Raw genomic sequence first — 24,485 nt, 5'->3', positions numbered from 1 at the left:
GGGCGTGGCCGGCTGCCAAGCGGCGCGGTCAATGCGCTTCTCCCCAACTCCGTCCGACCCCGATCTCCACCCCCAGCGGCACGTCCAGCACCACCGCCGGCTCCGCCGCGCCCGCCATGACGCGCTCGATCACCGGGCGCGCCCGCTCGACATCGCCCTCGGGCAATTCGAACACCAGTTCGTCATGGACCTGGAGCAGCATCCGCACGTCGGGCAGCCCCGCCTCCAGCAGTGCCGGCTCCATCCGCACCATCGCGCGCTTGATGATATCGGCGCTGGTGCCCTGGATCGGCGCGTTGATCGCGGCGCGCTCGGCGCCCTGGCGTTCGTGCTGCACCTTGCTGCGGATGCGCGGGAAGTGCGTCTTGCGGCCGAACAGCGTCTCGGTGAAGCCGTGCTCGCGCACCTGCGTCAGCGTCTCGGCGATATAGCGGTTGATGCCGGGGAAGCGGTCGAAATAGCGATCGATCATCGCCTGCGCCTCGTCCGCCGAAATGTCGAGCCGCCCCGCCAGCCCCCAGCGTGAGATGCCGTAGAGGATCGCGAAGTTGATCGTCTTCGCCGACGCGCGGGTGTCGCGCGTCACCTCGCCGAACAATTCCTGCGCGGTCAGGCTGTGAATGTCGTCGCCGCGCGCGAACGCCTCCTTCAGCTGCGGCACCTCGGCCATGTGCGCGGCCAGCCGCAGCTCGATCTGCGAATAGTCGGCGGCGAGGATGACGTTGCCCGGCTCGGCGACGAAAGCGTCGCGGATCTGGCGGCCGACCTCGGTGCGGATCGGAATGTTCTGTAAATTCGGATCGGTCGAGGACAGCCGACCGGTCTGGGCGCCGGTCAACGAATAGCTGGTATGGACGCGGCCCGTGGCGGGGTTGATCTGTTCCTGAAGCGCATCGGTATAGGTGTTCTTCAGCTTGGTCAGCTGACGCCATTCCAGCACCTTGGTCGCGATTTCCGCACCCGGCGAACCGCGGTCGGCGGCAAGGCGTTCGAGTTCGTTGACGTCGGTCGAATAGACGCCGCTCTTGCCCTTGCGCCCGCCCTTCAGCCCCATCCGCTCGAACAGCACGTCACCCAGTTGCTTGGGGCTGCCGATCGTGAACGGTCCGCCCGCCAGTTCGTGGACGACGCCCTCCAGCGCCGCGATCTGCGTCGAGAAATCGCCGGAGAGCTGCGCGAGTTTCTCGCGATCGATCTTGATCCCGCGCCGCTCCATCCGCGCGATCACCGCCACCAGCGGCCGATCGACCATCTGATAGACGCGCGTCGCGCCCTCGCGCGGCAGGCGCGCGGTGAAGCGCCGCCACAGGCGCAGCGTCACGTCGGCATCCTCCGCAGCGTAGCGGGTCGCGGCCTTCAGATCGACCTCGTGGAAGCCGAGCGCCTTCTTGCCCGTGCCGACCACATCCTTGTAGGCGATGCAGGTGTGCGACAGATGCGTCGCGGCCAGTTCGTCCATGCCGTGGCCGTGCAGCCCGGCGTCGAGATCGAAGCTCATCACGATCGTGTCGTCGTACGGCGCGACGTCGACGCCCAGCCGTCCGAGCACGATCATGTCGTACTTCAGGTTGTGCCCGATCTTGAGGACGCCGGGATCCTCCAGCAGCGGCCTGAGCTTCGCCAGCGCCACGTCGCAGTCGAGCTGCGGCGGGCGTTCGGCGAACATGTCGCTGCCGCCGTGGCCAAGCGGGATATAGCAGGCGAGATTTGGATGCAGCGCCAGCGACACGCCGACCAGATCGGCGAGCATCGGGTCCTTCGCGGTCGTTTCGGTGTCGATCGCGACCCAGCCCTGGTGGCGGGCGACGGTGATCCAGCGGTCGAGCGCGTCCATGTCGACGACCGTTTCATAGTCGTCGTGCTTGCAGGGTTCGTCGGCATCGAAGCCGGCATCGGTCGGTGCCTCTGCGACCGGCGCGTCGGCGACCTCGCCCAGCCGCGACAGCAGCGTGCGGAAGCCGTGATGTTCGAGGAAGGCGCGCAACGGCGCGTCGGGGATGCCGTCCGCCAGCGACAGTTCCTCCAGCGGCTGCGGCAGCGGCACGTCGCACGCCAGCTCGACCAGCTTGCGGCTCATCCGCGCCGCCTCGGCATGCTCGATCAGATTCTCGCGCAGCTTGCCCTTCTTCATCGTGTCGGCGGCGGTCAGCACGCCTTCGACATCGCCATGTTCGAGGATCAGCTTCGCGGCGGTTTTCGGCCCGACACCCGGGACGCCCGGCACATTGTCGACGCTGTCGCCCATCAGCGCGAGGACGTCGCCCAGCTTCTCCGGGCCGACGCCGAACTTCTCGACCACCGCCTCGGAGCCGAGCCGGCGGTTGTTCATCGTGTCGAGCATGTCGACCGATGGATCGGTCATCAGCTGCATCAGATCCTTGTCGGAACTGACGATCGTCACCTGCCAGCCCTGCGCCAGCGCCGCCTTGGTATAGCTGGCGATCAGATCGTCGGCCTCCCAGCCCGCTTCCTCGATGCACGGCAGCGAGAAGGCGCGGGTGGCGTCGCGGATCATCGGGAATTGCGGGACCAGATCCTCGGGCGGCGGCGGGCGATGCGCTTTGTACTGGTCGTACAGCTCGTTGCGGAACGTGTGGCTCGACTTATCGAGGATCACCGCCATGTGCGTCGGCCCGTCCGCCTTGTGGAGCGCGTCGGCAAGCTTCCAGAGCATCGCGGTATAGCCATAGACCGCACCGACCGGCTCGCCATGCTTGTTGGTCAGCGGCGGCAGGCGGTGATAGGCACGGAAAATGTAGCCCGATCCGTCGACGAGATAGAGGTGCGGCATGGCGCCTGCCCTATAACGGATTGGGGTTGTGGGGAACCGGGGTTCGTATCCTTGCCGCCCGCTCCATCGTCATTGCGAGCGGAGCGCAGCAATGACGGAAAGGCGCGGCTATTCCGATTCGTCCGCCCCGCCCGCGCGCGGCTGCGCACCCGTCAGCGCCGCCGCGACCTGCTGGATCAGCACCTGCCGCACGCGCATCGGCGCGGTGGTGTCGCCGATCTGCACCGCGATCGCATAGCGGCGGCCGTCCGGCGCGGTGAGCAGGCCGATGTCGTTGAAGCCGGCGTTGCGCGCGCCCAGTTCCTGCCCGGTACCGGTCTTGTGCGCCAGCTTCCACCCCGGCGGAGTCGCCGCCTTCAACCGCGCGCGCCCGGTGTGCGAGGCCGCCATCGTGTCCAGCAGGATGCGCGTCGAGGTCTCGCTGAGCAATTCGCCGCGCGCCAGCCGTGCCATCGCCTCGACGATCGCGGCGGGCTGCGCGCCGTCGGCGGGATTGTCGATATAGCGTTGCAGCGCGGCGCGGCGCACGGCGGGGTCCAGCTTCGCGCGCGCCGCCTCGAATCCGCGCCCCATCGCCATCGACTGCTTCCAGGTCACGCCCGCCGTACCGCTCTGGAGCAGCCGCTCGCCGGGACCGAAGCGGATGCCGCTGATGTGCTTTTCCGCCAGGAACCGCCGCACAGCCGCCGGGCCGCCGACGACGGTCAGCAGCCGGTCGTTCGCGGTATTGTCGCTCTGCGTCAGCGCGCGCGTCATCAGCCCGCCGACCGTGGTCTGATAGCCCTGCGCCGTCACCAGCGAGGCGATCGGTTGATGGAAAAGCGTCAGATCGTCGCGCGTCACCAGCACCGGATCGTCGAGCTTCAGCCGCCCGGCGTCGCGTTGCGCCAGCACGGTCATCGCGACCCATAATTTGCTGACGCTCTGCTGCGGCAGGTACAGCGCGCCGCCTTCGGAAACGATCCAGTCCTCGTCCACCGCCTGGATCGCCGCCCCCGCCTTGCCGGGAAAGCTGCGGATCAACTGCGTAACGCGCTCCTGCAGCGCGCGCGGCGCGGACTTCGGGCGCGGCGGCGCGGGCGGCGGGACCGCGACCGACACCAACGGCGGCGGCGGGGCGGCGGGGATCAGCGTCGAGCCCGCGCCCGCGCCGCAGCCGGCGATCAGCAGCGACCAGCCGATCACCGCCGTCCGGTGCGCGAATGTCGTCTTTCCCATGTCCGCCGCCGTCACCCCTGCCTGATCCGGGTGTGTGCCGGTAGCGGTATCGATCGCATAGCCCCGCGACTCGGGGTTGCGACGACCGCCCGCACCCGCGCGACGAAGCGAGTCGTCCTCGCTCAAGCGGCTGATTCCGGGGGTGTCACGGCACCAGCACGGTATCGACCGGCGGATCGACGAGGCCGGGATAGTCGAGCGTGTAATGCAGCCCGCGGCTTTCGTGCCGGTGCAGCGCGGAGCGGACGATCAGGTCGGCGGTCTGGAGCAGGTTGCGCAGCTCGATCAGGTCCGGCGTGACGCGGAAATGGCCGTAATAATCCTCGACCTCGCTGCGGAGCAGGTCGATGCGGTGGCGCGCGCGCTCCAGCCGCTTGGTGGTGCGCACGATGCCGACGTAATTCCACATGAAGCGGCGGATTTCGGTCCAGTTCTGCTTGATGACCACCTCCTCGTCGGAATCGGTCACGCGGCTTTCGTCCCAGGCGCGGATCACCGGCACCTCGGGCAGATTGTCCCAGCAGTCGGCGATATGCCGCGCCGCCGCCTCGCCGAACACGAAACATTCGAGCAGCGAATTCGACGCCAGCCGGTTCGCGCCGTGCAGGCCCGATTGCGTGCACTCGCCCGCCGCATAGAGGCCGGGCAGGTCGGTGCGCCCGTCCCTGTCCACGACGATCCCGCCGCAGGTGTAATGCTGCGCGGGCACAACCGGGATCGGCGAGGTCGTCATGTCGATGCCGAGGCCGAGCAGCTTTTCGTAGATGTTCGGGAAGTGCGCGCGGACGAATTCCGGGGGCATGTGGCTGATGTCGAGATGGACGAAATCGAGGCCGTAGCGCTTGATCTCGGCATCGATCGCGCGCGCCACCACGTCGCGCGGCGCCAGTTCCAGCCGCTCGTCGTAATACGGCATGAAGCGCTTGCCGGTGGTCGGGTTGATGAGCCGCCCGCCCTCCCCGCGCACCGCCTCGGTAATCAGGAAGTTCTTGACCTCCAGATGATAGAGGCAGGTCGGGTGGAATTGCATGAATTCCATGTTCGCCACGCGCGCGCCCGCGCGCCACGCCATCGCGATCCCGTCGCCGGTCGCGCCGCGCGGCGCGGTGGAGAACAGATACGTCCGCCCCGCCCCGCCGGTCGCCAGGATCGTCGCGCGCGCGGTATGGAGCTGCACGCGCCCGCTCTGCCGGTCGATCGCATAGACGCCCCAGACATTGCCCGCGCCCGAATAGCGTTGTTCGTGGCGGCTGGTGGCCAGGTCGATCGCGACCTGATCGGGGATCAGGGTGATGTTGGGATGCGCCGTGGCGGCGCGTTGCAGCGCCTCCTGCACCGCCCAGCCGGTCGCATCGGCGACATGGACGATGCGGCGATGCGAATGCCCGCCCTCGCGCGTCAGGTGGAGCGCACCCTTCTCCTCGGCGAAGGGGACACCCAGCGCGCGCAGCCGCTGGATCGCGGCGGGCGCGCGTTCGACGACGAACTCGACGATCCCGCGATCGTTGAGCCCGGCACCCGCGACCATCGTGTCCTCGACATGATGCTCGAACGTGTCGCCGGGTTCGAGGACCGCGGCGATCCCGCCTTGCGCCCAGGCGGTCGATCCATCGTTGAGCGCGCCCTTTGCCAGCACCGTGACCTTGAACCGGTCGGCGAGGTTGAGCGCGGCGGTCAGTCCGGCCGCGCCGGAGCCGACGATCAGGACATCGCTCCGGGTCATGCCGTGCACCCGCGAATGTTGCGAATGTTGAGACGCTGGCGGGGTATAGCGGGGGTGTAGGCGCACATGATGATCCATGTGGCATAGATAGGGGGTTGTGGGACAGGTGTTTGCGTGCCCTGCCCCCGTCATTCCCGCGGAGGCGGGAATCCAGAGGCGCAGGTCTTCGCAGGGGCCGCGAGGTCAGAGGTTCTGGATTCCCGCCTTCGCGGGAATGACGGAGGGGGGCTCAGCGCTTCTCGACCACCTTCGGCAGCCGGTCGATCGGCTCGACCGCAACGCGGCGGAACCACGTCTCCGCGCCCTCGGACTGCAACTGGATGCGACCGTGCGTCAGCGGCGTGCGCGTCCCGTCGGCGGCGACGGTCGCCAGCCCCTCGACCACCATCACCGGCACGCCGTTGACGACATGCACCGCGCGGTCGCCCAGCACATAGAGGTCGAGCGTGTTCCACTCGCCCGCCGGCCGCTCGGCATCGCGCGCGTTCTCGACGTTCCAGATCAGCGTGCCGTTGACGATCTCGACCGGCTTGCCGCCCATCCGATAGCGGATCGGCGGCGAAATCAGCGTCGGGTCGAGCGCGGCGGTGGTGCGGATGCGCACGTCGCGCCCGACCGCGACCGCCATGCCGGTCGAGCCGGGCATCATCTCGAACTCGACCGACGGCTGCCACGTCCCGAACACCGCGCCGGGCGCGCCGTGCGTGTGGTAGAGTAGGCCGTTGTTGGGCGCCTTGTCGGCGCGCGGCGCCCAGCGCTGGTCGCCCCAGCGATATTCGAGCCGGAGGTGATAGTCGCGCAGATCGGCGTCATGGACGATCGCCCCCCATGTCTGGCCCTTCACCCACAGCGCGGGCTGGCCGTCGATCGTCTTCACCGCGACATCGCCGGTCGTCGCGCGGCTGCGGCCGATCGGGGTCGCGCCGGGCCGGTCGCGATAGGTGACCGCCGGATCGGGATAGCCGAGCCATGTCTCCCAGCCGGTCAGGTCGCGGCGGTTGAACAGCTCGCGCATCGGGCCGGTGGGTTGGGAAATGTCGGTGAGGACCAGCGTCTGCGACGTGGCGGGGGCATCGCCGACGATCGCGCGGGCTTGGTCGACCGGGGACGGCGCGCTTGCCTGCGCCAGCACGGCGGTCGCCGCGAGCAGGATCGTCTTCATGTCACTCCCTCCCGGTTATCGGGGGGAGGACATTGCAGGATTAGCGAGCTTCCACAATGCGTTGATGGTCGCATAGGGGTTCACCCGGAGGCGCGGAGACGCGGAGAAAAGAAGCGTGTCTTCCGCTTCCACCGTCGGCTGGAGCGACAGTCGTCCTCCGCGTCTCCGCGTGAACCCTAACCCGCGTTCGCCGCGCGCGTCAGGTTGAGGAACACGTCCTCCAGATCGGCTTCCTTGGTCGAAACGTCGACGATCCCGTAGCCGTCACGCTGGATCGCGCCGAGCACCTCGCCCGCGTTCACGCGGTCCTTGGCATAGGTGATTTCCAGCGTCCGGGTGCCCTTCAGCGCGACCTTTTCGAAACAGGCATTGTCGGGCAGCGCCGACACGTCGCGATCGACCGTCACCGCGACGATCTTTTCCTGCGCCTTGCCGAGCAATTCGGCGGTCGGCTCGTTCGCGATGACGCGGCCGTGGTTGATGATCGCGATGCGATCGCACAGCTCCTCGGCCTCCTCCAGATAGTGCGTCGTCAGCACCACCGTGACGCCCGCGTCGTTGAGGCCGCGGACATAGGTCCAGAGTTGCTGGCGCAATTCGATGTCGACGCCGGCGGTCGGCTCGTCCAGCACCAGCACCGGCGGCTGGTGGACCATCGCCTTGGCGACCATCAACCGTCGCTTCATGCCGCCCGACAGCGTGCGGGCATAGGCGCGCGCCTTGTCCTCCAGATGGACCGCGCGCAGCAATTCCATGCTGCGGCGCTCCTTCTTCGGCACGCCATATAGCCCCGCCTGGATCTCCAGCGTCTCGACCGGCGTAAAGAAGGGATCGAACAGGATCTCCTGATTGACGATCCCGATCGAGGCCTTGGCGTTGCGCGGGTGTTCGTCGATGTCGAAGCCCCAGATCGACGCCGTGCCGCTGGTCTTGTTCACCAGCCCGGCGAGGATGTTGATCAGCGTCGACTTGCCCGCGCCGTTCGGCCCGAGCAGGCCGAAGATGCTGCCGCGCGGCACGTCGAACGACACGCCGTCCAGCGCGCGTTTCGGTGCGCCGCCCTTCACCCCGGCGTAGGTCTTGCACAGGTCGCGGATCGAGATGGCGGCGTCGGTCATGGCGCTCCGGTTAGGCCTTTCGCGACGGGCGGCCAAGTCCCCGCGACCAGAGGAATGGCAGCGAGCCGAGGACAAACCCCAGGAACAGCGACTGAAGTTGCAGGGCGGTACTGAAATCCCAACCGTATGTCCGAACCGCGTAGCTGTTCGCCGCCACATCCACGACCATGATCGCGGCGGCCAGCAAAAGACCGGCACGACGACGACCGCAGCACAACAGGATCACGACAGCCACGTCGAGCGGCAGCAACGCGGACCAGAACACTTCGAGTGGCAGGGGTGCGGCGGCATAGGGGCGCGGACCATGCCCGAGGAAATCCCGCGCATGATTGAAGGCGCCCCCGGCAAAGCAGACGGCATACAGGCCCAGCGCCACCGTGACGAACCCATCCCGCCGCACCGCGCCATATTAAGGCAACCGAGACGACGCAGCTAGCCGGTTGTCGCCTCCGTCACCGCTTGCTAATTGGCGGGCATGATTGCTCCGCCCGAACTCGTCCGTGTCTCGCAACCTCGCGTCGCCTGTGACGGCGCGACCGACATTCCCGGCGGCGCGGCGCTCGGCCATCCGCGCGTCTGGCTGCAGATCGACGAGCATGGCTATGTCGATTGCGGCTATTGCGACCGGCGCTTCGTGCTGATCGGCGGCCCGGCGGACGGTACCGATCATGGCAAGCTGCCCGACATTTCCGAGGGCGCCAGCCCGCAATAATCCCCGCAGTGGTATCGGGCGGGGGTCGCGCCTATCTTGGCGCCATGACCGATCCCCGTTCCTTCCTGTACCGCGACACGCTCGATCCCGCCGCCGCGCAGCGACTGACCGCCGACATTCTGGCACGCGCCGATGACGGCGAACTGTTCCTGCAATATCGCAAGGCGGAGGCATTCGGCTTCGACGACGGGCGGCTGAAGACCGCCAGTTACGACACGACCGCCGGCTTCGGCCTGCGCGCGGTGTCGGGCGAGATGACCGCCTTCGCGCACGCCAATGAACTCAGCGAGGCGGCGATCCGGCGCGCGGGCGAGACGATGGCGCTGATCGATCCGTCCACGGGCGCGAAGGCCGCCGCGCCAGGACGGACCAACCACCGGCTCTATACCGATGCCGATCCGCTCGATCTGGTGCCGTTCGCGGACAAGGTGAATTTGTGTCAGTCGATCGACGCCGCCGCACGCGCGCGCGATCCGCGTGTCGCGCAGGTGTCGGTCAGTCTGTCCGGGACGTGGAGCGTCGTCGAGGTGGTGCGCGCCGACGGTTTCATCGCGACCGACGCCCGCCCGCTGGTGCGGCTGAACGTGTCGATCGTCGCGGAGGCGAACGGGCGCCGCGAGACGGGCTCGTTCGGGATCGGCGGCCGCTATCTCTACGACCGGCTGTTCGACCCGGCGGTGCAGGAGCGCGCGATCGACGAGGCGCTGGCGCAGGCTTTGGTCAATCTGGAGGCGGTCGATGCGCCGGCCGGCGAGATGACGGTGCTGCTCGGCTCGGGATGGCCCGGCGTGCTGCTGCACGAGGCGATCGGGCACGGGCTGGAGGGCGATTTCAACCGCAAGGGCACGTCGGCCTTTTCGGGGCGGATCGGCGAGCGCGTCGCGGCGCCCGGCGTGACGATCGTCGACGACGGCTCGATCGCCGACCGGCGCGGGTCGCTGACGATCGATGACGAGGGCACGCCGACATCGGAGACGATCCTGATCGAGGACGGTATCCTGAAGGGCTATATGCAGGACCGGCTCAACGCGCGACTGATGGGGGTGGAGCCGACCGGCAACGGGCGGCGCGAGAGCTTCGCCCACGCGCCGATGCCGCGGATGACCAACACCTTCATGAAGGCCGGGCGCGACGATCCCGCCGAGTTGCTGAGCCGTGTGAGGAAGGGCATCTTCGCCAAGTCGTTCGGCGGCGGGCAGGTCGATATCGTGTCGGGCAAGTTCACCTTCTCCTGCACCGAGGCGTACAGGATCGAGGACGGCAAGATCGGCGCGCCGATCAAGGGTGCGACGCTGATTGGCGACGGGCCGAGCGTGCTGACAAAGGTGCTGGGCGTCGGCCACGACTTCGCGCTGGACGAAGGGATCGGCATCTGCGGCAAGGGCGGGCAGAGCGTCCCGGCCGGGGTCGGCCAGCCGACGCTGCTGATCGACGGGCTGACGGTGGGCGGGACGTCCTAAGCCGTCCCGATCAGCACGTCGATGGCGCCGATGATGCGATATTCCTGATCCGCCAATGAGGTGACGCGGGTTCGCAGTTCGGTGGTACGGATGGTGGCGGCGAGTTGAGCGACCAGGACCAGCCGCTCGCCTTCCACCTCGAACTCCGGATTGACGCGCGCATTCGGTCCCGGCCCTTCGCCACGCGGCAGCAGCGGGAGAACAAAGCGGGTGCCGATGTCTTTCAGGAAATCCGCCTGACAGTCGACCACCATCGAACCGTCGCGCAGGCGGTAGACGTCGAACCGCGCCATCAGAACATCCGGTATTTCTCGAGCGGCAGCTCATTCTCCTCGACCCAGCGTCGATGCGCTTCGATCCAGTCGCGGTTCTCTTCCTGCCACGCCTCATCGGACGCAGCTTTGGCCGCCTTGCGCAGCGCTACCTCCGTCACTTGCGACAGGTTGAGCCCCTGCTCCCGCGCATACGCCACCACGCCGGTATCCAGCGATAGATTGACCGACTTGCGCTTGCCGGAGACGATCGGATCGTGCTTCATGCTCGCAAGCTATGCGCATGCCCCATGCGCGTCAATGTGGAGCATCGCCGATGGCCGAGTTCTTCCCCGCGCTGACCGAGGCGCATCGCGCCTTTGTGGTGAAGCAGCCGGTGTTCTTCGTCGCGACCGCCGCCGCCGATGCCCGGATCAATCTCAGTCCCAAGGGGATGGACAGTTTCCGGGTGCTGGACGACGCGACCGTCGCCTATCTGGATGTCGCGGGATCGGGGAACGAGACCAACGCGCATCTGCTGGCGGACGGGCGGATCACGATCATGTTCTGCGCCTTCGACAATCCGGCGCTGATCTTCCGCATCTATGGGCGCGGGCGTCCCGTGCTGCCGCAGGATGACGGATGGGACGCGCTGGCCGCGCGCTTCACCCTGCTGCCCGGCACGCGGCAGATCTTCGTGATCGACGTGCAGCAGGTGCAGACGTCGTGCGGATGGGGCGTGCCGTACATGGCGTTCGAGCGGGAGCGCGAGACGCTCAACAAATATCATGCCGGCACCAGCGACACGACGCGCTTCGGCAAATATGCGGTTCGCACGCGGAGCATCGACGGTCTGCCGGTCCGCAACCCCACACGGGCGCCCGCCTGATGGCGCTGGTCGAAGTCGGGCGGTACGATCGCAATCTGGCCAGCATCCTCGTCGCGCGGCTGGAAAGCGAGGGAATCGCGGCGCTCGCCTTCGACGGCGGCGCGAGCATCGCCGACGGAAGCTGGCTGCTGATCCCGGTGCGCGTGATGGTGGATGAGCTGGATCTGGCGGAGGCGCGGGCGATCGTCGGCACTGCCTGAAAAACAGGCACGCCTGCCGCGCTGCACAAAAATTAACGCCCGTTAGGAACTTTTCCGGTCCGCGTCTCTGGGCGGGCAACTGGCACGGCCTTTGCGACGCGCTCCAGCGGACAAACGCAAAGGGGGCGCGATGAAGCTGGTCATAGCCATCATCAAACCGTTCAAGCTCGACGAGGTGCGCGAGGCGCTGACCACCGTCGGTGTGGCCGGGATGACGGTGTCGGAGGTTAAGGGGTTCGGTCGCCAGAAGGGCCAGACCGAAATCTACCGCGGCGCCGAATACAGCACCAACATGGTGCCCAAGATCAAGATCGAGGTCGTCTGTGCCGCCGATATCGCCGACCGCGTGGTCGAGGCGATCCAGGCCGCCGCGAACACCGGCGCGATCGGCGACGGCAAGATCTTCGTGCTCGACGTCGGGCAGGCGGTGCGCATCCGCACCGGCGAAACCGACGATACCGCATTGTGAGGGGGGAGTTGATGACGCTTTCTCGAAAAGTCGCGGGCGGCGCGGGGGCGCTGTTCGCCACGCTGATGACCGCCGCGCCCGCGCTGGCGCAGGCCGCCGGCCCCGCCCGCGCGCCCGCCGCCGATCTGGCGGCGACGATGGTCAACAAGGGCGATACGTCGTGGATGCTGATCTCGGCGGCGCTGGTGCTGCTGATGTCGATCCCGGGTCTCGCGCTGTTCTACGGCGGGCTCGTCCGCACCAAGAACATGCTCAGCGTGCTGATGCAGGTGCTGATGATCGTCTCGGTCGCCAGCCTGGTCTGGGTCTGCTGGGGCTATTCGATGGCCTTCACCAGCGGCAACGCCTTCGTCGGCGGCTTCTCGAAGCTGTTCCTGAAGGGTGTCGGCCCGTCGTCCGTGGCCGCGACCTTCTCGAACAACGTCTATATCCCCGAATACGCCTTCATCGCGTTCCAGATGACCTTCGCGTGCATCACGCCCGCGCTGATCGTCGGCGCGTTCGCGGAACGCGTGAAGTTCACGCCGCTGCTGGTGTTCGTGGTCCTGTGGCTCACCATCGTCTATTTCCCGATGGCGCACATGGTCTGGTACTGGGCGGGCCCGGACTATCTGGCCGATGCACCGACCGACGCCGGGCTGCTGTACGGCTGGGGCGCGCTGGACTTCGCGGGCGGCACCGTCGTCCACATCAATGCGGGGATCGCGGGTCTGGTCGGCTGCCTCATCATCGGCAAGCGCCACGGCTACAAGTCGGAGCCGATGCCGCCGCACTCGCTGACCATGACCATGATCGGCGCCTCGCTGCTGTGGGTCGGCTGGTTCGGGTTCAACGCGGGCTCCAACCTGGAAGCGAACGGCGCCGCCGCGCTGGCGTTCGTGAACACCTTCGTCGCCACCGCCGCCGCGGCGGTCGCCTGGGCGGTGATCGAACAGATCGTCCACAAGAAGCCGTCGCTGCTGGGCGGCGTGTCGGGGGCGGTCGCCGGCCTCGTCGCGATCACCCCGGCGGCCGGGTTCGCGGCACCGATGACCTCGATCATCCTCGGCTTCGTCGCCAGCGCGGTCTGCTTCTTCTTCGTCACCACGGTGAAGAACAAGCTGGGCTATGACGACACGCTCGACGTGTTCGGCGTCCACTGCGTCGGCGGGATCATCGGCGCGATCGGCACCGCGATCGTCGCCGCGCCGTCGCTGGGTGGCCAGGGCTGGATCGACTATACCAAGTTCCCGTCGGTCGCCGGCGAATATGACATGGCCGCGCAGATCGTGACGCAGATCAAGGCGGTGGTGCTGACGCTCGGCCTGTCGGGCGGCGTCTCGGCGGTGCTGTTCTACGGGATCAAGGCCACCATGGGTCTGCGCCCGTCGCTTGAGGTCGAGGTCGAAGGTCTCGACATCAACGAGCATGGCGAACGCGCCTACAATTACTGACGAATTCGCGGGGTGGCGACGATGGTCGCCGCCACCCCGCCACCGATGTTCCTCCTGCGGACGCACTCGGCCCGGCGCGGAAACGCTCCGGGCCGTTTTTTATTGCTGCACCGATGCTGCGCCGCATGATGACGAACGTCCCGAAAAGGGATATATCCTGGACAGGTCGGGAGAGCCCGAACGATCGAGACCCCGACTCCGGAACGAGGAGAGGATGGGTCATGACCACGATCAGGAACATCGGACATCATGGGATGGTCGCCGCCGGACTGGCAGCGATGTTCACCGCGGCGGTGCTGGGCGCGCAACTGGCCGCCGATGCGGTGATCTACATCGGGGAGATGCTGCTGCGATGAGCGACCCCGCCTGACGGCTCCTCCGCAACAACCGATATATCTTCCGTCAGCGCGGCAGGCGGATCTCGAACAGCGTCTGCCAGCGTTTGCCGGTGACGAACAGCCGCCGCGCCTTCGCATCCCAGGCGATGCCGTTGGCGACGGCCTCAGGATCGCGCGCGCCGATCTCCGCGACGATCGGACGCAGGTCGATGACACGGGTCACGATGCCCGTGGCGGGATCGATGCGGACGATGAAGGGCTGGTGCCAGACATTGGCGAGTATCGCCCCGTCGACCATCTCCAGCTCGTTGAGCTGATCGAGCGGCCGCCCCCCGAAGGTGACGGTAACGGTCCGCCGCACCTTCATCGTCGCCGGATCGTGAAAGGTCAGCCGCGCGCTGCCGTCGGAGCGGATCAACGACGTAGCATCCGAGGTGAGTCCCCAGCCCTCCCCCGCATAGCGCAGCGTGCCCAGGGGTTTGAGCGTCGACGACGCCCAGCGATGCGCGATACCGTCATGCCAGGTCAGGCTGACCAGCGTGCCCTTCCACGCCGCCAGTCCCTCACCGAACTGCGCCGCCGGGATCGTCCGACGCAGGCGGACCTTGCCGCTGGCCAGATCGACACGCCGCACGTCCGACCTGCCTTCCAGGCCGACGCTTTCGACCAGCGCGTCCCGGTCCCAGATCAATCCTTCAGTGAAGGCCTCGGGATCGTGCGGGAAGCGACGGACCACCACCGGTACGACGGGAGCGGGCGGGCGCGCGACGGCCGGCGCGGCCTGCGGGGGCGTGGCGGCGGCCGAACCGGCCAGCAGCGCGAGCGAAAGGATCAGCCAGCGAGACATGCCGCCGGGGTACGACGCCGCGCCGCAACGAGCAACGGCGACGTGCACGCGGGGAAGGCGCGGACGAGCGCCGGCCGATCGCTCATTTCCGCACCGTCAGCACTCCGGATCGATGCTGGCGGATCAGCCGCCGCTGTTCGGTGCGACCGTGACGACGGTCGCCATGCCGTTATTGTCGAGCGTGACCACCCACGGGCGTCCATCCTCGCACGTCGCGACCCACGCGGGGCGTCCGCCGACCGCCTGGGTCGGGACGGAGCGCTTCACGCCCTGACAGGGGCGTCCCGCATCGCTGAGCGCACGGAAGAGCACCGCGTTGCGCTCCTTCTCGTTCAGCTGCTCGACCTTGGCGATATAGTCCCCGCTATTGTTGGTCGTGGTGGCCGGCTCCTCGCTGGCCCGGGAGCCGCAGGCCGACAACGGCAGCAGCACGGCGGCGGCGATCACGACATGGCGAAGCATCACGGCTCTCCTGTTATCGATACGCCTCCATAACGACAGCCACCGCATCCGGTTGCGCCTTGCCAACGTAGATAAGCCTGACATGATCGGCGCTCGAGCGAGCAAAGCGAAGGTAACAGTGATGCGTGCAGGTCGGTTCGTCGGTGTGGTCGCAATGCTGGCCATGGTCGCCGGGTGCGGGGGCGATGGCGGCGGCGGTACGTCGGGCAGCGGCACAAGCGTGGGGAGCAGCGGAGGAAGCAGCAGCGGCGGCGGAAGCGGCGGCGGTGGGGCGACCGGCGGGGTGTCCAGCAGCTGCACGGTGCGGGCGCGACAGGACTGGGTCGCCGCGCAGATGAACGAATGGTATCTGTTCCCCGACACGCTGCCGGCCGGCCTGAACCCGGGCGCCTATACGACCGTGTCCGACTATCTCGACGCACTGACCGCCAACGCGCGAGCGCAACGCAAGGATCGGTATTTCACCTACATCACCTCGGTCGCCGAGGAGAATGCCTATTACAGTTCCGGCGCGACGGCGGGGATCGGAGTGCGTCTCGGCTTCGATTCGAGCAACCGGCTGTTCGTGACCGAGGCATTCGAGGGCGCGCCCGCGCTGACCGCCGGGATCGATCGCGGCGCGCAGATCACCGCGATCGGCACGTCCACCGCCACGCTGCGCACCGTCAGCGACATTCTGGCGAACGGCGGCGACGCGGCGCTGGACCGCGCGCTCGACACGTCTACGGCCGGGACGAGCCGCGTGCTGCGCATCATCGACGCGAGCGGCACGCGCGACGTGACCGTCACCAGCACCGATTACGCGCTGTCGCCACTGTCGACCCGCTACGGCAGCAAGGTGATCGACGCCGGCAACGGGCAGAAGGTGGGGTACGTCAACCTGCGCACCTTCATCAGCAGCGCCGACGATCAGTTGCGTAGCGCCTTCGCGACGTTCCGGGCGCAGGGCGTGACGCAGCTCGTGATCGATCTGCGCTATAACGGCGGCGGATTGCTGCGCACGGCGGAGACGTTCACCGACCTGCTCGGCGCGAACCGCTCGACCGCCGATGTTCAGGCCTACACGACGTTCCGCGCGTCCAAATCGAGCGAGAACCAGATTCGTCGCTTCGCGCAGGAGGCGCAGGCGATCGCCCCGACGCGGATCGCGTTCATCGGCACCGGGCAGACGGCCTCCGCCAGCGAATATGTCATCAACGCGATGATCCCATACCTGCACGGCAACGTCGCGCTGATCGGCAGCAACACCTATGGCAAGCCGGTGGGGCAGATCGCGCTCGATAATCCGTCCTGCCCCGACGACCGGCTGCGCGTGATCGCGTTCGCGTTGCAGAATGCCGCGCGGCAGGGCGATTACTACGACGGTTTGGCCACGAAGGTGGAGGCGAGCTGCCAGGCCAGCGACGATTTCAGCCGTCCGCTGGGCGATGCGAGCGAGGCATCGACGCGCACCGCGATCGACTGGCTGGCGGGACGGGGCTGTACGCGGATCGGCGCGAGCGCCTCGGCGCAGCGTACCGCCGGTTTGTTCGCGCCGGCGCAGCGCCTGTTGATCGCGCCCAGGCCGAACGCCGCGCAGCGCGAGACGCCGGGATTGTACTGAGGGGTAAACCGTGCCCCGTCATTCGGTGAACGGTTGGATGACGGGCGAGGCGGCCTAGTCCTTCCAGCCCCAATAGAGTTGCGCCGGCGGCACGTTCCACCATTCCATGTCGTGGTCGATGCGGTGGAAATGCGGCGCGATGAAGTCGCGGACCTTGGGGCTGAACTGATAGACCAGAAACGCGCCACCGGCGCGGATCACCCGCTGCGTCGCCGCCGCGATCGCCGGGCCGACGCCGTCGGGCAGCGTCGAGAACGGCAGGCCGGACAGCACGTAATCGGCGGCGTCATGCCCGTGATCGGCGACGATCCTCTCCACGTCGGCGGCCGAGCCGTGCACCGCGACGAAGCGCGAATCGGTGATCGTGTGATCGAGATAGCGGATGAAATCGGCATTGGTGTCGATCGCGATCAGCATCGCGTCGGGCGCCATCCGCTCCAGGATCGGGCGGCAGAAGGTGCCGACGCCGGGGCCATATTCGACGAACAGCTTGCAATTCGCCCAGTCGACCGGACCCAGCATCTTGGCGATCAGCCGGTCCGACGACGGGATGATCGAGCCGACCATGACCGGATGCTTCAGGAAGCCGGTGAAGAACATCTGCCACGGTCCGGGCACGCCGGCGGCTTTGCTGCGATCGCGCCGCACGGCGTCGGTGGAACTGGTCATGTGGAAAAAACGGCTCCCGAACCCTTGGTATGATGACGTATTCGCGTCATCCGCATGACGAACGCGCTTCCGGCGCAGCAGTTGCCATAGCGGGGTTGCGCGCCGGCCCCAAGCGCCTAATCGACGTCGCCCCGGCAAGTTCGGGACAGGAGCGGAAAATGCGACAGCCCCCGGACACGACCTTCGCGCTGATGTTCATGGTGATGCTGACGATCGCGGCGGGGAACACCGCGCTGCAATCGGTGCTGCCCGCGCTCGGCCGCTCGCTGGGGGTGCGCGATGCGGAGGTGGCGCTGGCCTTTTCCGTATCGGCGCTGGTGTGGGTGGCGGCCGCGCCCTTCTGGGCCAATCGCTCCCACCGCCACGGGCGGCGGGCGATGATCCTGCTGGGCCTCGGCGGATTCGCGCTGAGCCTGACATTGTGCGGCCTGTTCCTGACCGCCGGCATCAACCGCTGGATCGGCGGGACGGTCGCCTTCCTGCTCTTCATCGTCGGTCGGGTCATCTATGGCGCGACCGGCGCCGCCGCGCCGCCGGCCGTGCAGGCGCTGGTCGCGGGGCGGACGACGCGCGCCCAGCGGACCCGCGCGCTGACGCTCATCGCCTCCGCGTTCGGGCTGGGGACGATCCTGGGCCCGGCACTTGCGCCGTATCTGGTGCTGGGCGGCGTCGGCGGCGTCACGATCGGGCTGGCGGGGCCGGCATTCGCCTTCGCGCTGTTCGGTATCGCGATGCTGCTGGTCACGCGGCGGATGCTGCCCGACGATCGCGCCTTGCCGGTCGAGGCGCATGGCGCGGCCAACGCCTATCCGTCGATCGGCGGCCAGTCCTCGGGCGCGAGCGTCACCGCCGCGACCGCGGCCCCCAGCACGTCACGGATCGGGATGTTCGACGCCCGTATCCGCGCGTGGATGATCGCCGGGCTGGTGATGGTCCATGCGCAGGCGATGACCGGGCAGACGATCGGCTTCCTCGTGATCGATCGGCTGGGGCTGCCGCCGGAACAGGCGCTGGGCGCGACGGGCCTGGTGCTGATGATGGGCGCGGGCGCGGCGCTACTGGCGCAATGGGGGCTGATCCCGCTGCTCGACCTGCGCCCGCGCGCCCTGGTGCTCGTGGGGCTGGCGCTGGCGGCAGCGGGCGCGCTGCTGACCGGGCGCGCGACCACGCTGCCGTCGATCGCGACCGCCTACGGACTGGCGAGCCTAGGCTTCGGCTTCGTGCGGCCGGGGTTCACGGCCGGGTCGAGCCTGGCGGTCGGTGCGGACCTGCAGGCGTCGGTGGCGGGCAAGGTGACCAGCGTCAGCGGCGCGGGCTTCGTGCTCGGCCCGTCGGTGGGGGTGGCGCTGTACGGCGTCGCGCACCCGCTGCCGTACACGGTCGCGGGGGTGGCATGCACATTGCTGCTGGCGTTCGGGTGGCAGACGTTGCGGGAGTGATGTTCGCGCAGAGGCGCGAAGATGATGCGCCGCAGGCAATCTTTCTCTACCATTTTCACGTCCTATCGCGTGAAGAGCGAGACGTAGCCTGCGACGCCACCTCTCTGCGCCTCCGCGTCTCTGCGCGAACAAAAAACCACTCCCCGCAGAACGGCGTCAGACCTCCTTGCCGCCCGGTCGCGCCGTCAATTGGCCCGGCGAGATGAATCCGATCGGCTGGATCGCATTCGCCTCCTGCTTCAACCGCGCCGCCATCTGTTCGTACTCGCGCTCCACCTCGGGCGTCACGCTGGCGCGACTGTCTTCCAGCGCGCGCAGGAAGTGTGCGTGCCGCACCTCGCGCGTGTCGAGCGACTCGCGCAGCGCGATCAGGCCGGCGCGGCGCACCACGTCCTCCAGGTCGGCGCCCGTGAACCGCTCGGCGCGGTCGGCGATCGCGTCGAGATCGACATCGGCGGCCAGCGGCATCTTCTGCGTCTGGATATCCAGGATCCGCCGCCGCCCCGCCGCATTGGGCACGCCGACATAGACCAGCTCGTCGAACCGCCCCGGCCGCAGCAGCGCCGGGTCGACGAGGTTCGGCCGGTTCGTCGCCCCGATCACGACAACCGACTGGAGTTCCTCCAGCCCGTCCATCTCGGCGAGGATCGTGTTCACGACGCGCTCAGTCACCTGCGGCTCGCCCATCCCGCCGCCACGCGCCGGGACCAGCGAGTCGAGCTCGTCGATGAAGATCACCGTCGGCGCGACCTGTCGCGCGCGCTGGAACAGCCGCGCGATCTGCTGCTCGCTCTCGCCATACCATTTGCTGAGGAGGTCGCTCGACTTGGTGGCGATGAAATTGGCCTGCGCCTCGCGCGCGACCGCCTTCGCCAGCAAGGTCTTGCCGGTGCCGGGGGGGCCGTAGAGCAGGAAGCCCTTGGCCGGGCGGATGCCGAGTCGCCGAAACGCGTCGGGGTTCTTGAGCGGAAGCTCGACCCCCTCCTTCAGCCGCATCTGCGCATCGTCCAGGCCGCCTACGTCGGACCATTTGGTCGTTGGCGCCTGCACCATCACCTCGCGCATCGCGCTCGGCTGGACGCGCTTCAGCGCCTCGCCGAAGTCCTCGCGCGTGACGGCCAGCGTGTCGAGCACCTCGGGCGGGATCGTGCGATCCTCCAGGTTCAGCTTCGGCATGATCCGCCGCACCGCCTCGATCGCCGCCTCACGCGTCAGCGCGCCGAGGTCCGCCCCGACGAAGCCGAACGTCTGGCGTGCCAGCTGGTCGAGGTCGACACCCTCGCCCAGCGGCATGCCGCGCGTGTGGATGCCCAGGATCTCGCGCCGCCCGCGCTCGTCGGGGACGCCGACGATGATCTCGCGGTCGAACCGACCCGGCCGCCGCAGCGCCTCGTCGATCGCCTCCGGCCGGTTGGTGGCCGCGATCACGACCAGATTGGCGCGCGCCTCCAGCCCGTCCATCAACGTCAGCAATTGCGCGACGACGCGCTTCTCCGCCTCGCCCGACACCTGGCCCCGCTTGGGCGCGATCGAGTCGATCTCGTCGATGAAGACGATCGACGGCGCAGCCTTGCTCGCTTCCTCGAACACGCTGCGCAGCCGCTGTTCCGACTCGCCGTACGCCGAGCCCATGATCTCCGGGCCGTTGATGAGGAAGAATTGCGCGTCCGATTCGTTCGCCACCGCGCGCGCCAGCCGCGTCTTGCCGGTGCCGGGCGGGCCGTGCAGCAACACGCCCTTGGGCGGATCGACGCCCAGCCGCTGGAACAATTCGGGATAGCGCAGCGGCAGTTCGACCATCTCGCGCAGCTGGTCGATCGTCTGCGCCATGCCGCCGATATCGTCATAGGTGACGTCGGCGCGGCGCGCGGCCTGCGGCTCCTCGTACTCGGCGCGCAGCTCGATCTCGGTGCTCTCGTCGATATGGACGACGCCCTTGGGGCTGGCCGACACGACCAACAGGCGGATCTCCTGAAGCGCATAGGCCGGCGCGTTGACGTAGCGCTCCATCCCCGGCGGCATGTTCTGGACGCGCTGGTGCCCGGCGGTCGCGACGATATCGCCCGCGCAGAGCGGTCGGCCGAAGAAGGTGCGCTTCAGCGCGCTGGTCGATCCCTGCAGACGGAGGTTCTGCTGCGCGGGGGCGAAGACGACGCGCGTCGCGGCCTTCGACTCGACGCGCCGCACCTCGACGAAATCACCCGAGCCCACCCCGGCATTGGCCCGCTGCAAGCCATCGATGCGGACCAGTTCCAGCCCCTCGTCCTCCACGTAGGGACCGATCGCGCGCGCCGGGGTCGACTTCTTGCCGACGATCTCGACCACGTCGCCGTCGGCGATCCCCAGTGAAGCGAATACCGAGCGCGGGAGATGCGCGACGCCGCGCCCGCTATCCTCGGGGCGCGCATTGGCGACCTGTAGTTTGACCGTCCTGTCCTCGGCGTCCGCCATCCAATTCCCTTCCGCGCTGTCCGCGACGAGCGCCAGAGATAGGGTGACGGTTCCGCTTGTCGAGGCAAGGCGCGACGGAAGGAGAATGAAAAAAAGGCCAGCCCCAAGGGGCCGGCCGTGAAAGTTTTTAGGAGAGGATGCCTGAAAGGCCCGACCGATGTGCGCCGCACCACGTCGGTTCGCAAGTGCGAAATGGTAGCGCTACAGTTGCATATTGTGCAACTTGCCCCATATTCGGACTTGCACCACCACCGGCTTGTTGCATGATGCGGTGCAATAGTCACATCGGACACGACATGCGCCGCTTGCCGCCCTTGACTGCGATCGAGGCCTTCGTGGCCGTGGCGCGCCTCGGCTCGATCAAGGCGGCGGCGCAGGAGCTGGCGTTGTCGCCACCGGCACTCAGCCGCCGTATCCAGACGCTGGAACGCTTCATCTCGCGCCCGCTGTTCGACCGGCGGCATCAGGCGATGGTGCCCAACGCCGATGGCGAGCGGCTGCTGTCGGCGATCGCTCCGGCGCTGGACAGCATGTCCGACGCGATCGAGGCGATGACCAGCGGCAGCGACGTGCTTCGGCTGCGGCTGGGCGTGCTGCCGCTCTACGCCTCGCAGCGGCTGTTTCCGCGCCTGGGCGAGTTGCGCGCGGCGCATCCCGAACTGCACCTAGACATCGACACCGGCGGCAATGCGCTGTCGCGGCTTGGCGAGGGGCTGGACGCGGTGATCGTGGTGGCGCGCGATATCGATCCGATGCTCTATGCGGAGCGGCTGGACCGCAACATGGTCTTCCCGATCGGCGCGCGCGCTCTGCTCGACGGCCCGACCCCGCTGCGCGATCCGGCGCAGATGACCGAGCATAGCGTGCTGCTCCATCGCGACATGCCCGATACGTTCGCCGCGTGGAGCCAGGCGGCGGGCTATCCGGGGATGGAGCCGGTCGCGATCGACTATTTCGATACCGGGGTGCTGATCCTGGAGGCCGCCGCGCAGGGGCTGGGCGTCGCCTTCATGCACGAAAACCACTTCGAGGATGCGAACGACCCGCGCCTCGTACGGTTGTTCGATATCGATGTGACCAGCCCGTACAGTTACTGGTTCGCGTGCCGGCCGCGCGCGCTGCAGACCAAGCCGGTACGGATCTTCCGCGACTGGCTGATCCGCACGCTGCGCGAAGGATAGGGCCGCCGCCCGGCTGGGCGGCGGCGTGGCGGATCAGGCCGCCTTCATCGTGACGATCTTGCCCGGGTTCGCGGGCGGCTCGCCCTTGGGCAGCGCGTCGATCAGCTCCATGCCCTCGGTCACTTCACCCCAGACGGTGTACTGTCCATCAAGGAAGCGCGCATCGTCGAAGCAGATGAAGAACTGCGAATTGGCCGAATTCGGATCCATCGTCCGCGCCATCGAGCAGGTGCCGCGCACGTGCGGCTCCTTGGAGAATTCCTGGCGGAGGTTCGGCTTGTCCGATCCGTGCATCCCGGTGCCGGTCGGATCGCCGCCCTGCGCCATGAAGCCCGGGATGACGCGGTGGAAGACCACACCGTCGTAAAAGCCCTCGTTCGCCAGCTCGGCAATGCGCGCGACATGCTCGGGCGCCAGATCGGGGCGCAGCTTGATCGTCACGTCGCCGCCCTCGAGCGTCATCGTCAACGTGGAGAAGGTATCGGCCATGGAATGTCCTTTCTTGATCGCGTGCCCCTAGTCGCCCGGCGCGCGGCTGGCAAATGCATGAAGGCCGCGCTAGGTGCCCGGTGTCCGACGCGAACGAGGGAGCCGGCAGATGAGCGAGACCGAGCTGCGCGACGGATATGACGATGTCGAGGATCGCGCCGAGGACCGGCTGGACGAGGACGACCGGCTGAAGCCCGATTTCGTCCGCGCGGTCGTCGATGCCGTGCAATCGGGCGATGTCGAGGAAGCGCATGCGCTGGTCGCGCCGCTCCACCCCGCCGACATCGCCGACCTGTTCGAGCTGACGCCCGAGGATTGCCGCCGCGACCTGGCGGCCGCGATCGCCGACCTGCTCGACGCCGACGTCTTCGCGGAAATGAACGATTACGTCCGCGAGAACCTGATCGATGCGCTCGACGCGCGGCAGGTCGCGGACATCGCCAGCGAGCTCGATACCGACGACGCGGTCGCGATCATCGAGGACATGGAGCCGGAGGACCAGCGCGAGGTCCTGCGCGCGATGGAGCCCGACGATCGCGCCGCGATCGAGGAGGCGCTGTCCTACCCGGAGGAATCCGCCGGACGCCTGATGCAGCGCGATCTGGTCGCGGTGCCGGAACATTGGACGGTCGGCCACGTGCTCGACTATCTGCGCGGCGACGACCATCTGACGACGGATTTCTGGGAGATCTTCGTCGTCGATCCCGCGCACAAGCCGGTCGGCACCTGCTCGCTGAGCTGGATCCTGCGTACCCCGCGCGGGATCGCGATCGCCGATGTCATGAAGCGCGAACAGACGCTGATTCCGGTCGACATGGACCAGGAAGAGGTGGCGCTGCGCTTCCAGAAATATGCGTTGATCTCCGCCGCGGTCGTCGACGGATCGGGGCGGCTGGTCGGCATGATCACCGTCGACGACATCGTCCACATCATTCAGGAAGAGGCGGGCGAGGACACGCTGCTGCTGTCGGGCGCGGGCGAAGGCGACATCAACGAGCCGATCCGCTTCACCGTCCGCACGCGGCTGACGTGGCTGCTCATCAATCTGCCGACCGCGATGCTGGCCGCGACCGTCGTCGGGCTGTTCGACGAACGGATCGCGCGCTTCGCGGTGCTGGCGCAATTGATGGGGATCGTCAGCGGGATGGGCGGCAATGCCGGGACGCAGACGCTGGCGGTCGTCGTCCGCGCGCTGGCCACGAACCAGCTTACCGGATCGAACACGCTGCGGATGATCTGGCGCGAGTTGCGCATCGCCGCCAGCAACGGCGCGGGGCTGGGCATGGTGGTCGGCGCTGGCGCCTATCTGTGGTTCGGCAATCCGGCACTGGCGATGGTGTTCGGGCTGGCGTTGTTCATCAACAACATCGTCGCGGGGCTGGCGGGTGTGCTGGTGCCGGTGACGCTCGACCGCTTCGATATCGATCCGGCGGTGGCGTCGTCGGTCTTCGTGACGACCTGCACCGATTCGCTGGGGTTCTTCACCTTCCTCGGGCTGGCGGCGCTGTGGGGGCTGGGCGGCTAAGCGCCACCCCACCACCGGCGTTCGCGCGGCGGCGCAGATGACGGCGGGTCGGCGG

The 24,485-nt window shown here is 67.9% G+C and carries 24 protein-coding genes; 11 read left to right on the top strand and 13 right to left on the bottom strand.

Going from position 1 to position 24,485, the window contains the following annotated elements; translation table 11 throughout:
- Positions 1-28: 28 nt before the first annotated feature.
- From polA to NS334_RS03415, 6 genes are all read right to left on the bottom strand, one after another.
- Positions 29-2,791, bottom strand: a complete 2,763-nt coding sequence (gene polA / locus NS334_RS03440; RefSeq protein WP_058754566.1) for a DNA polymerase I — start codon at positions 2,789-2,791, stop codon at positions 29-31.
- Positions 2,792-2,899: 108 nt separating this feature from the next.
- Positions 2,900-4,009 carry a serine hydrolase gene (locus tag NS334_RS03435; RefSeq protein ID WP_058754638.1) on the bottom strand — a complete coding sequence of 370 codons (1,110 nt, stop codon included), beginning with the start codon at positions 4,007-4,009 and terminating at the stop codon, positions 2,900-2,902.
- A 145-nt stretch (positions 4,010-4,154) separates the two neighbouring features.
- A complete protein-coding gene (gene nadB / locus NS334_RS03430; RefSeq protein ID WP_058754565.1) occupies positions 4,155-5,732 on the bottom strand; it encodes an L-aspartate oxidase in 1,578 nt (525 codons plus the stop codon).
- A gap of 229 nt (positions 5,733-5,961) precedes the next feature.
- Positions 5,962-6,894, bottom strand: a complete 933-nt coding sequence (locus tag NS334_RS03425; RefSeq protein WP_058754564.1) for a 3-keto-disaccharide hydrolase — start codon at positions 6,892-6,894, stop codon at positions 5,962-5,964.
- 176 nt (positions 6,895-7,070) lie between these two features.
- Complete coding sequence (locus NS334_RS03420) at positions 7,071-8,012, bottom strand: ABC transporter ATP-binding protein (RefSeq protein WP_058754563.1); 942 nt, start codon at positions 8,010-8,012, stop codon at positions 7,071-7,073.
- 10 nt (positions 8,013-8,022) lie between these two features.
- Positions 8,023-8,388: a hypothetical protein gene (locus NS334_RS03415; protein WP_153002567.1), complete on the bottom strand. Its 366-nt coding sequence runs from the start codon at positions 8,386-8,388 to the stop codon at positions 8,023-8,025.
- A 99-nt stretch (positions 8,389-8,487) separates the two neighbouring features.
- Here NS334_RS03415 and NS334_RS03410 point away from each other — a divergent pair, with 99 nt between their 5' ends.
- Positions 8,488-8,724, top strand: coding sequence for a zinc-finger domain-containing protein (locus tag NS334_RS03410; protein ID WP_058754561.1), 237 nt, complete (start codon positions 8,488-8,490; stop codon positions 8,722-8,724).
- Positions 8,725-8,768: 44 nt separating this feature from the next.
- The gene (gene tldD / locus NS334_RS03405; RefSeq protein WP_058754560.1) at positions 8,769-10,184 is read left to right on the top strand and encodes a metalloprotease TldD; all 1,416 of its coding nucleotides are present in this window, start codon (positions 8,769-8,771) and stop codon (positions 10,182-10,184) included.
- Here tldD and NS334_RS03400 read toward each other — a convergent pair.
- Together NS334_RS03400 and NS334_RS03395 are read right to left on the bottom strand one after the other, a co-directional pair.
- Positions 10,181-10,477, bottom strand: a complete 297-nt coding sequence (locus NS334_RS03400; RefSeq protein WP_058754559.1) for a CcdB family protein — start codon at positions 10,475-10,477, stop codon at positions 10,181-10,183. The two genes, tldD and NS334_RS03400, sit on opposite strands and share 4 nt — an antisense overlap.
- A complete protein-coding gene (locus tag NS334_RS03395; protein WP_058754558.1) occupies positions 10,477-10,722 on the bottom strand; it encodes a type II toxin-antitoxin system CcdA family antitoxin in 246 nt (81 codons plus the stop codon). Before NS334_RS03395 ends, NS334_RS03400 begins: the two co-directional genes overlap by 1 nt.
- 50 nt (positions 10,723-10,772) lie before the next feature.
- Between NS334_RS03395 and NS334_RS03390 the strand changes: the two genes are divergently transcribed.
- From NS334_RS03390 to NS334_RS19260, 5 genes are all read left to right on the top strand, one after another.
- Positions 10,773-11,324: a pyridoxamine 5'-phosphate oxidase family protein gene (locus tag NS334_RS03390; RefSeq protein WP_058754557.1), complete on the top strand. Its 552-nt coding sequence runs from the start codon at positions 10,773-10,775 to the stop codon at positions 11,322-11,324.
- On the top strand, positions 11,324-11,524 hold the full coding sequence (locus NS334_RS03385) for a DUF2007 domain-containing protein (protein WP_058754556.1): 201 nt from the start codon (positions 11,324-11,326) through the stop codon (positions 11,522-11,524). Before NS334_RS03390 ends, NS334_RS03385 begins: the two co-directional genes overlap by 1 nt.
- Before the next feature lie 130 nt (positions 11,525-11,654).
- Complete coding sequence (locus NS334_RS03380) at positions 11,655-11,993, top strand: P-II family nitrogen regulator (RefSeq protein WP_058754555.1); 339 nt, start codon at positions 11,655-11,657, stop codon at positions 11,991-11,993.
- Positions 11,994-12,004: 11 nt separating this feature from the next.
- The gene (locus NS334_RS03375; RefSeq protein ID WP_058754554.1) at positions 12,005-13,426 is read left to right on the top strand and encodes an ammonium transporter; all 1,422 of its coding nucleotides are present in this window, start codon (positions 12,005-12,007) and stop codon (positions 13,424-13,426) included.
- Positions 13,427-13,647: 221 nt separating this feature from the next.
- Positions 13,648-13,782, top strand: coding sequence for a hypothetical protein (locus tag NS334_RS19260; protein WP_275044669.1), 135 nt, complete (start codon positions 13,648-13,650; stop codon positions 13,780-13,782).
- Between the two features lie 46 nt (positions 13,783-13,828).
- On the opposite strand, the gene NS334_RS03370 is transcribed toward NS334_RS19260, so the two are convergent.
- Positions 13,829-14,611, bottom strand: coding sequence for a glutaminyl-peptide cyclotransferase (locus NS334_RS03370; RefSeq protein ID WP_193752992.1), 783 nt, complete (start codon positions 14,609-14,611; stop codon positions 13,829-13,831).
- A gap of 123 nt (positions 14,612-14,734) precedes the next feature.
- On the bottom strand, positions 14,735-15,073 hold the full coding sequence (locus NS334_RS03365) for a hypothetical protein (protein WP_058754553.1): 339 nt from the start codon (positions 15,071-15,073) through the stop codon (positions 14,735-14,737).
- A 121-nt stretch (positions 15,074-15,194) separates the two neighbouring features.
- Here NS334_RS03365 and NS334_RS03360 point away from each other — a divergent pair, with 121 nt between their 5' ends.
- Entirely contained in the window at positions 15,195-16,676 is a 1,482-nt protein-coding gene (locus NS334_RS03360) for a S41 family peptidase (protein WP_058754552.1), read from the top strand.
- Positions 16,677-16,730: 54 nt separating this feature from the next.
- Here NS334_RS03360 and NS334_RS03355 read toward each other — a convergent pair whose 3' ends face one another.
- The gene (locus tag NS334_RS03355; protein WP_058754551.1) at positions 16,731-17,345 is read right to left on the bottom strand and encodes a class I SAM-dependent methyltransferase; all 615 of its coding nucleotides are present in this window, start codon (positions 17,343-17,345) and stop codon (positions 16,731-16,733) included.
- A 158-nt stretch (positions 17,346-17,503) separates the two neighbouring features.
- Between NS334_RS03355 and NS334_RS03350 the strand changes: the two genes are divergently transcribed.
- On the top strand, positions 17,504-18,784 hold the full coding sequence (locus NS334_RS03350; RefSeq protein ID WP_058754550.1) for an MFS transporter: 1,281 nt from the start codon (positions 17,504-17,506) through the stop codon (positions 18,782-18,784).
- A gap of 156 nt (positions 18,785-18,940) precedes the next feature.
- Here NS334_RS03350 and NS334_RS03345 read toward each other — a convergent pair whose 3' ends face one another.
- The gene (locus NS334_RS03345; protein WP_058754549.1) at positions 18,941-21,235 is read right to left on the bottom strand and encodes a CDC48 family AAA ATPase; all 2,295 of its coding nucleotides are present in this window, start codon (positions 21,233-21,235) and stop codon (positions 18,941-18,943) included.
- 296 nt (positions 21,236-21,531) lie between these two features.
- Between NS334_RS03345 and NS334_RS03340 the strand changes: the two genes are divergently transcribed.
- Positions 21,532-22,416: a LysR substrate-binding domain-containing protein gene (locus tag NS334_RS03340; RefSeq protein WP_058754548.1), complete on the top strand. Its 885-nt coding sequence runs from the start codon at positions 21,532-21,534 to the stop codon at positions 22,414-22,416.
- Positions 22,417-22,449: 33 nt separating this feature from the next.
- Here the strand turns inward: NS334_RS03340 and NS334_RS03335 are convergent, their stop codons facing one another.
- On the bottom strand, positions 22,450-22,905 hold the full coding sequence (locus NS334_RS03335; RefSeq protein WP_058754547.1) for a peptidylprolyl isomerase: 456 nt from the start codon (positions 22,903-22,905) through the stop codon (positions 22,450-22,452).
- A 109-nt stretch (positions 22,906-23,014) separates the two neighbouring features.
- Between NS334_RS03335 and mgtE the strand changes: the two genes are divergently transcribed.
- Positions 23,015-24,430, top strand: a complete 1,416-nt coding sequence (gene mgtE / locus NS334_RS03330; RefSeq protein WP_058754546.1) for a magnesium transporter — start codon at positions 23,015-23,017, stop codon at positions 24,428-24,430.
- Positions 24,431-24,485 lie beyond the last annotated feature (55 nt).

It is taken from the genome of Sphingomonas endophytica (genome assembly GCF_001476895.1).
GTDB classification, from domain to species: domain Bacteria; phylum Pseudomonadota; class Alphaproteobacteria; order Sphingomonadales; family Sphingomonadaceae; genus Sphingomonas; species Sphingomonas endophytica_A.
The sequence above is the reverse complement of the archived record's forward strand: the minus strand, read 5'-3'. Positions and strand labels throughout refer to the sequence as shown.

Coding starts and splice junctions, on each gene's coding strand:
- NS334_RS03400 (WP_058754559.1), bottom strand. CDS start 10,477: ATGGCGCGGTTCGACGTCTACCGCCTGCGCGACGGTTCGATGGTGGTC.
- NS334_RS19260 (WP_275044669.1), top strand. CDS start 13,648: ATGACCACGATCAGGAACATCGGACATCATGGGATGGTCGCCGCCGGA.
- NS334_RS03385 (WP_058754556.1), top strand. CDS start 11,324: ATGGCGCTGGTCGAAGTCGGGCGGTACGATCGCAATCTGGCCAGCATC.
- NS334_RS03390 (WP_058754557.1), top strand. CDS start 10,773: ATGGCCGAGTTCTTCCCCGCGCTGACCGAGGCGCATCGCGCCTTTGTG.
- NS334_RS03355 (WP_058754551.1), bottom strand. CDS start 17,345: ATGACCAGTTCCACCGACGCCGTGCGGCGCGATCGCAGCAAAGCCGCC.
- nadB (WP_058754565.1), bottom strand. CDS start 5,732: ATGACCCGGAGCGATGTCCTGATCGTCGGCTCCGGCGCGGCCGGACTG.
- tldD (WP_058754560.1), top strand. CDS start 8,769: ATGACCGATCCCCGTTCCTTCCTGTACCGCGACACGCTCGATCCCGCC.
- NS334_RS03365 (WP_058754553.1), bottom strand. CDS start 15,073: ATGCTTCGCCATGTCGTGATCGCCGCCGCCGTGCTGCTGCCGTTGTCG.
- NS334_RS03345 (WP_058754549.1), bottom strand. CDS start 21,235: ATGGCGGACGCCGAGGACAGGACGGTCAAACTACAGGTCGCCAATGCG.
- NS334_RS03425 (WP_058754564.1), bottom strand. CDS start 6,894: ATGAAGACGATCCTGCTCGCGGCGACCGCCGTGCTGGCGCAGGCAAGC.
- NS334_RS03380 (WP_058754555.1), top strand. CDS start 11,655: ATGAAGCTGGTCATAGCCATCATCAAACCGTTCAAGCTCGACGAGGTG.
- NS334_RS03410 (WP_058754561.1), top strand. CDS start 8,488: ATGATTGCTCCGCCCGAACTCGTCCGTGTCTCGCAACCTCGCGTCGCC.
- NS334_RS03375 (WP_058754554.1), top strand. CDS start 12,005: ATGACGCTTTCTCGAAAAGTCGCGGGCGGCGCGGGGGCGCTGTTCGCC.
- NS334_RS03340 (WP_058754548.1), top strand. CDS start 21,532: ATGCGCCGCTTGCCGCCCTTGACTGCGATCGAGGCCTTCGTGGCCGTG.
- NS334_RS03370 (WP_193752992.1), bottom strand. CDS start 14,611: ATGTCTCGCTGGCTGATCCTTTCGCTCGCGCTGCTGGCCGGTTCGGCC.
- NS334_RS03420 (WP_058754563.1), bottom strand. CDS start 8,012: ATGACCGACGCCGCCATCTCGATCCGCGACCTGTGCAAGACCTACGCC.
- NS334_RS03395 (WP_058754558.1), bottom strand. CDS start 10,722: ATGAAGCACGATCCGATCGTCTCCGGCAAGCGCAAGTCGGTCAATCTA.
- NS334_RS03350 (WP_058754550.1), top strand. CDS start 17,504: ATGCGACAGCCCCCGGACACGACCTTCGCGCTGATGTTCATGGTGATG.
- polA (WP_058754566.1), bottom strand. CDS start 2,791: ATGCCGCACCTCTATCTCGTCGACGGATCGGGCTACATTTTCCGTGCC.
- mgtE (WP_058754546.1), top strand. CDS start 23,015: ATGAGCGAGACCGAGCTGCGCGACGGATATGACGATGTCGAGGATCGC.
- NS334_RS03360 (WP_058754552.1), top strand. CDS start 15,195: ATGCGTGCAGGTCGGTTCGTCGGTGTGGTCGCAATGCTGGCCATGGTC.
- NS334_RS03335 (WP_058754547.1), bottom strand. CDS start 22,905: ATGGCCGATACCTTCTCCACGTTGACGATGACGCTCGAGGGCGGCGAC.
- NS334_RS03435 (WP_058754638.1), bottom strand. CDS start 4,009: ATGGGAAAGACGACATTCGCGCACCGGACGGCGGTGATCGGCTGGTCG.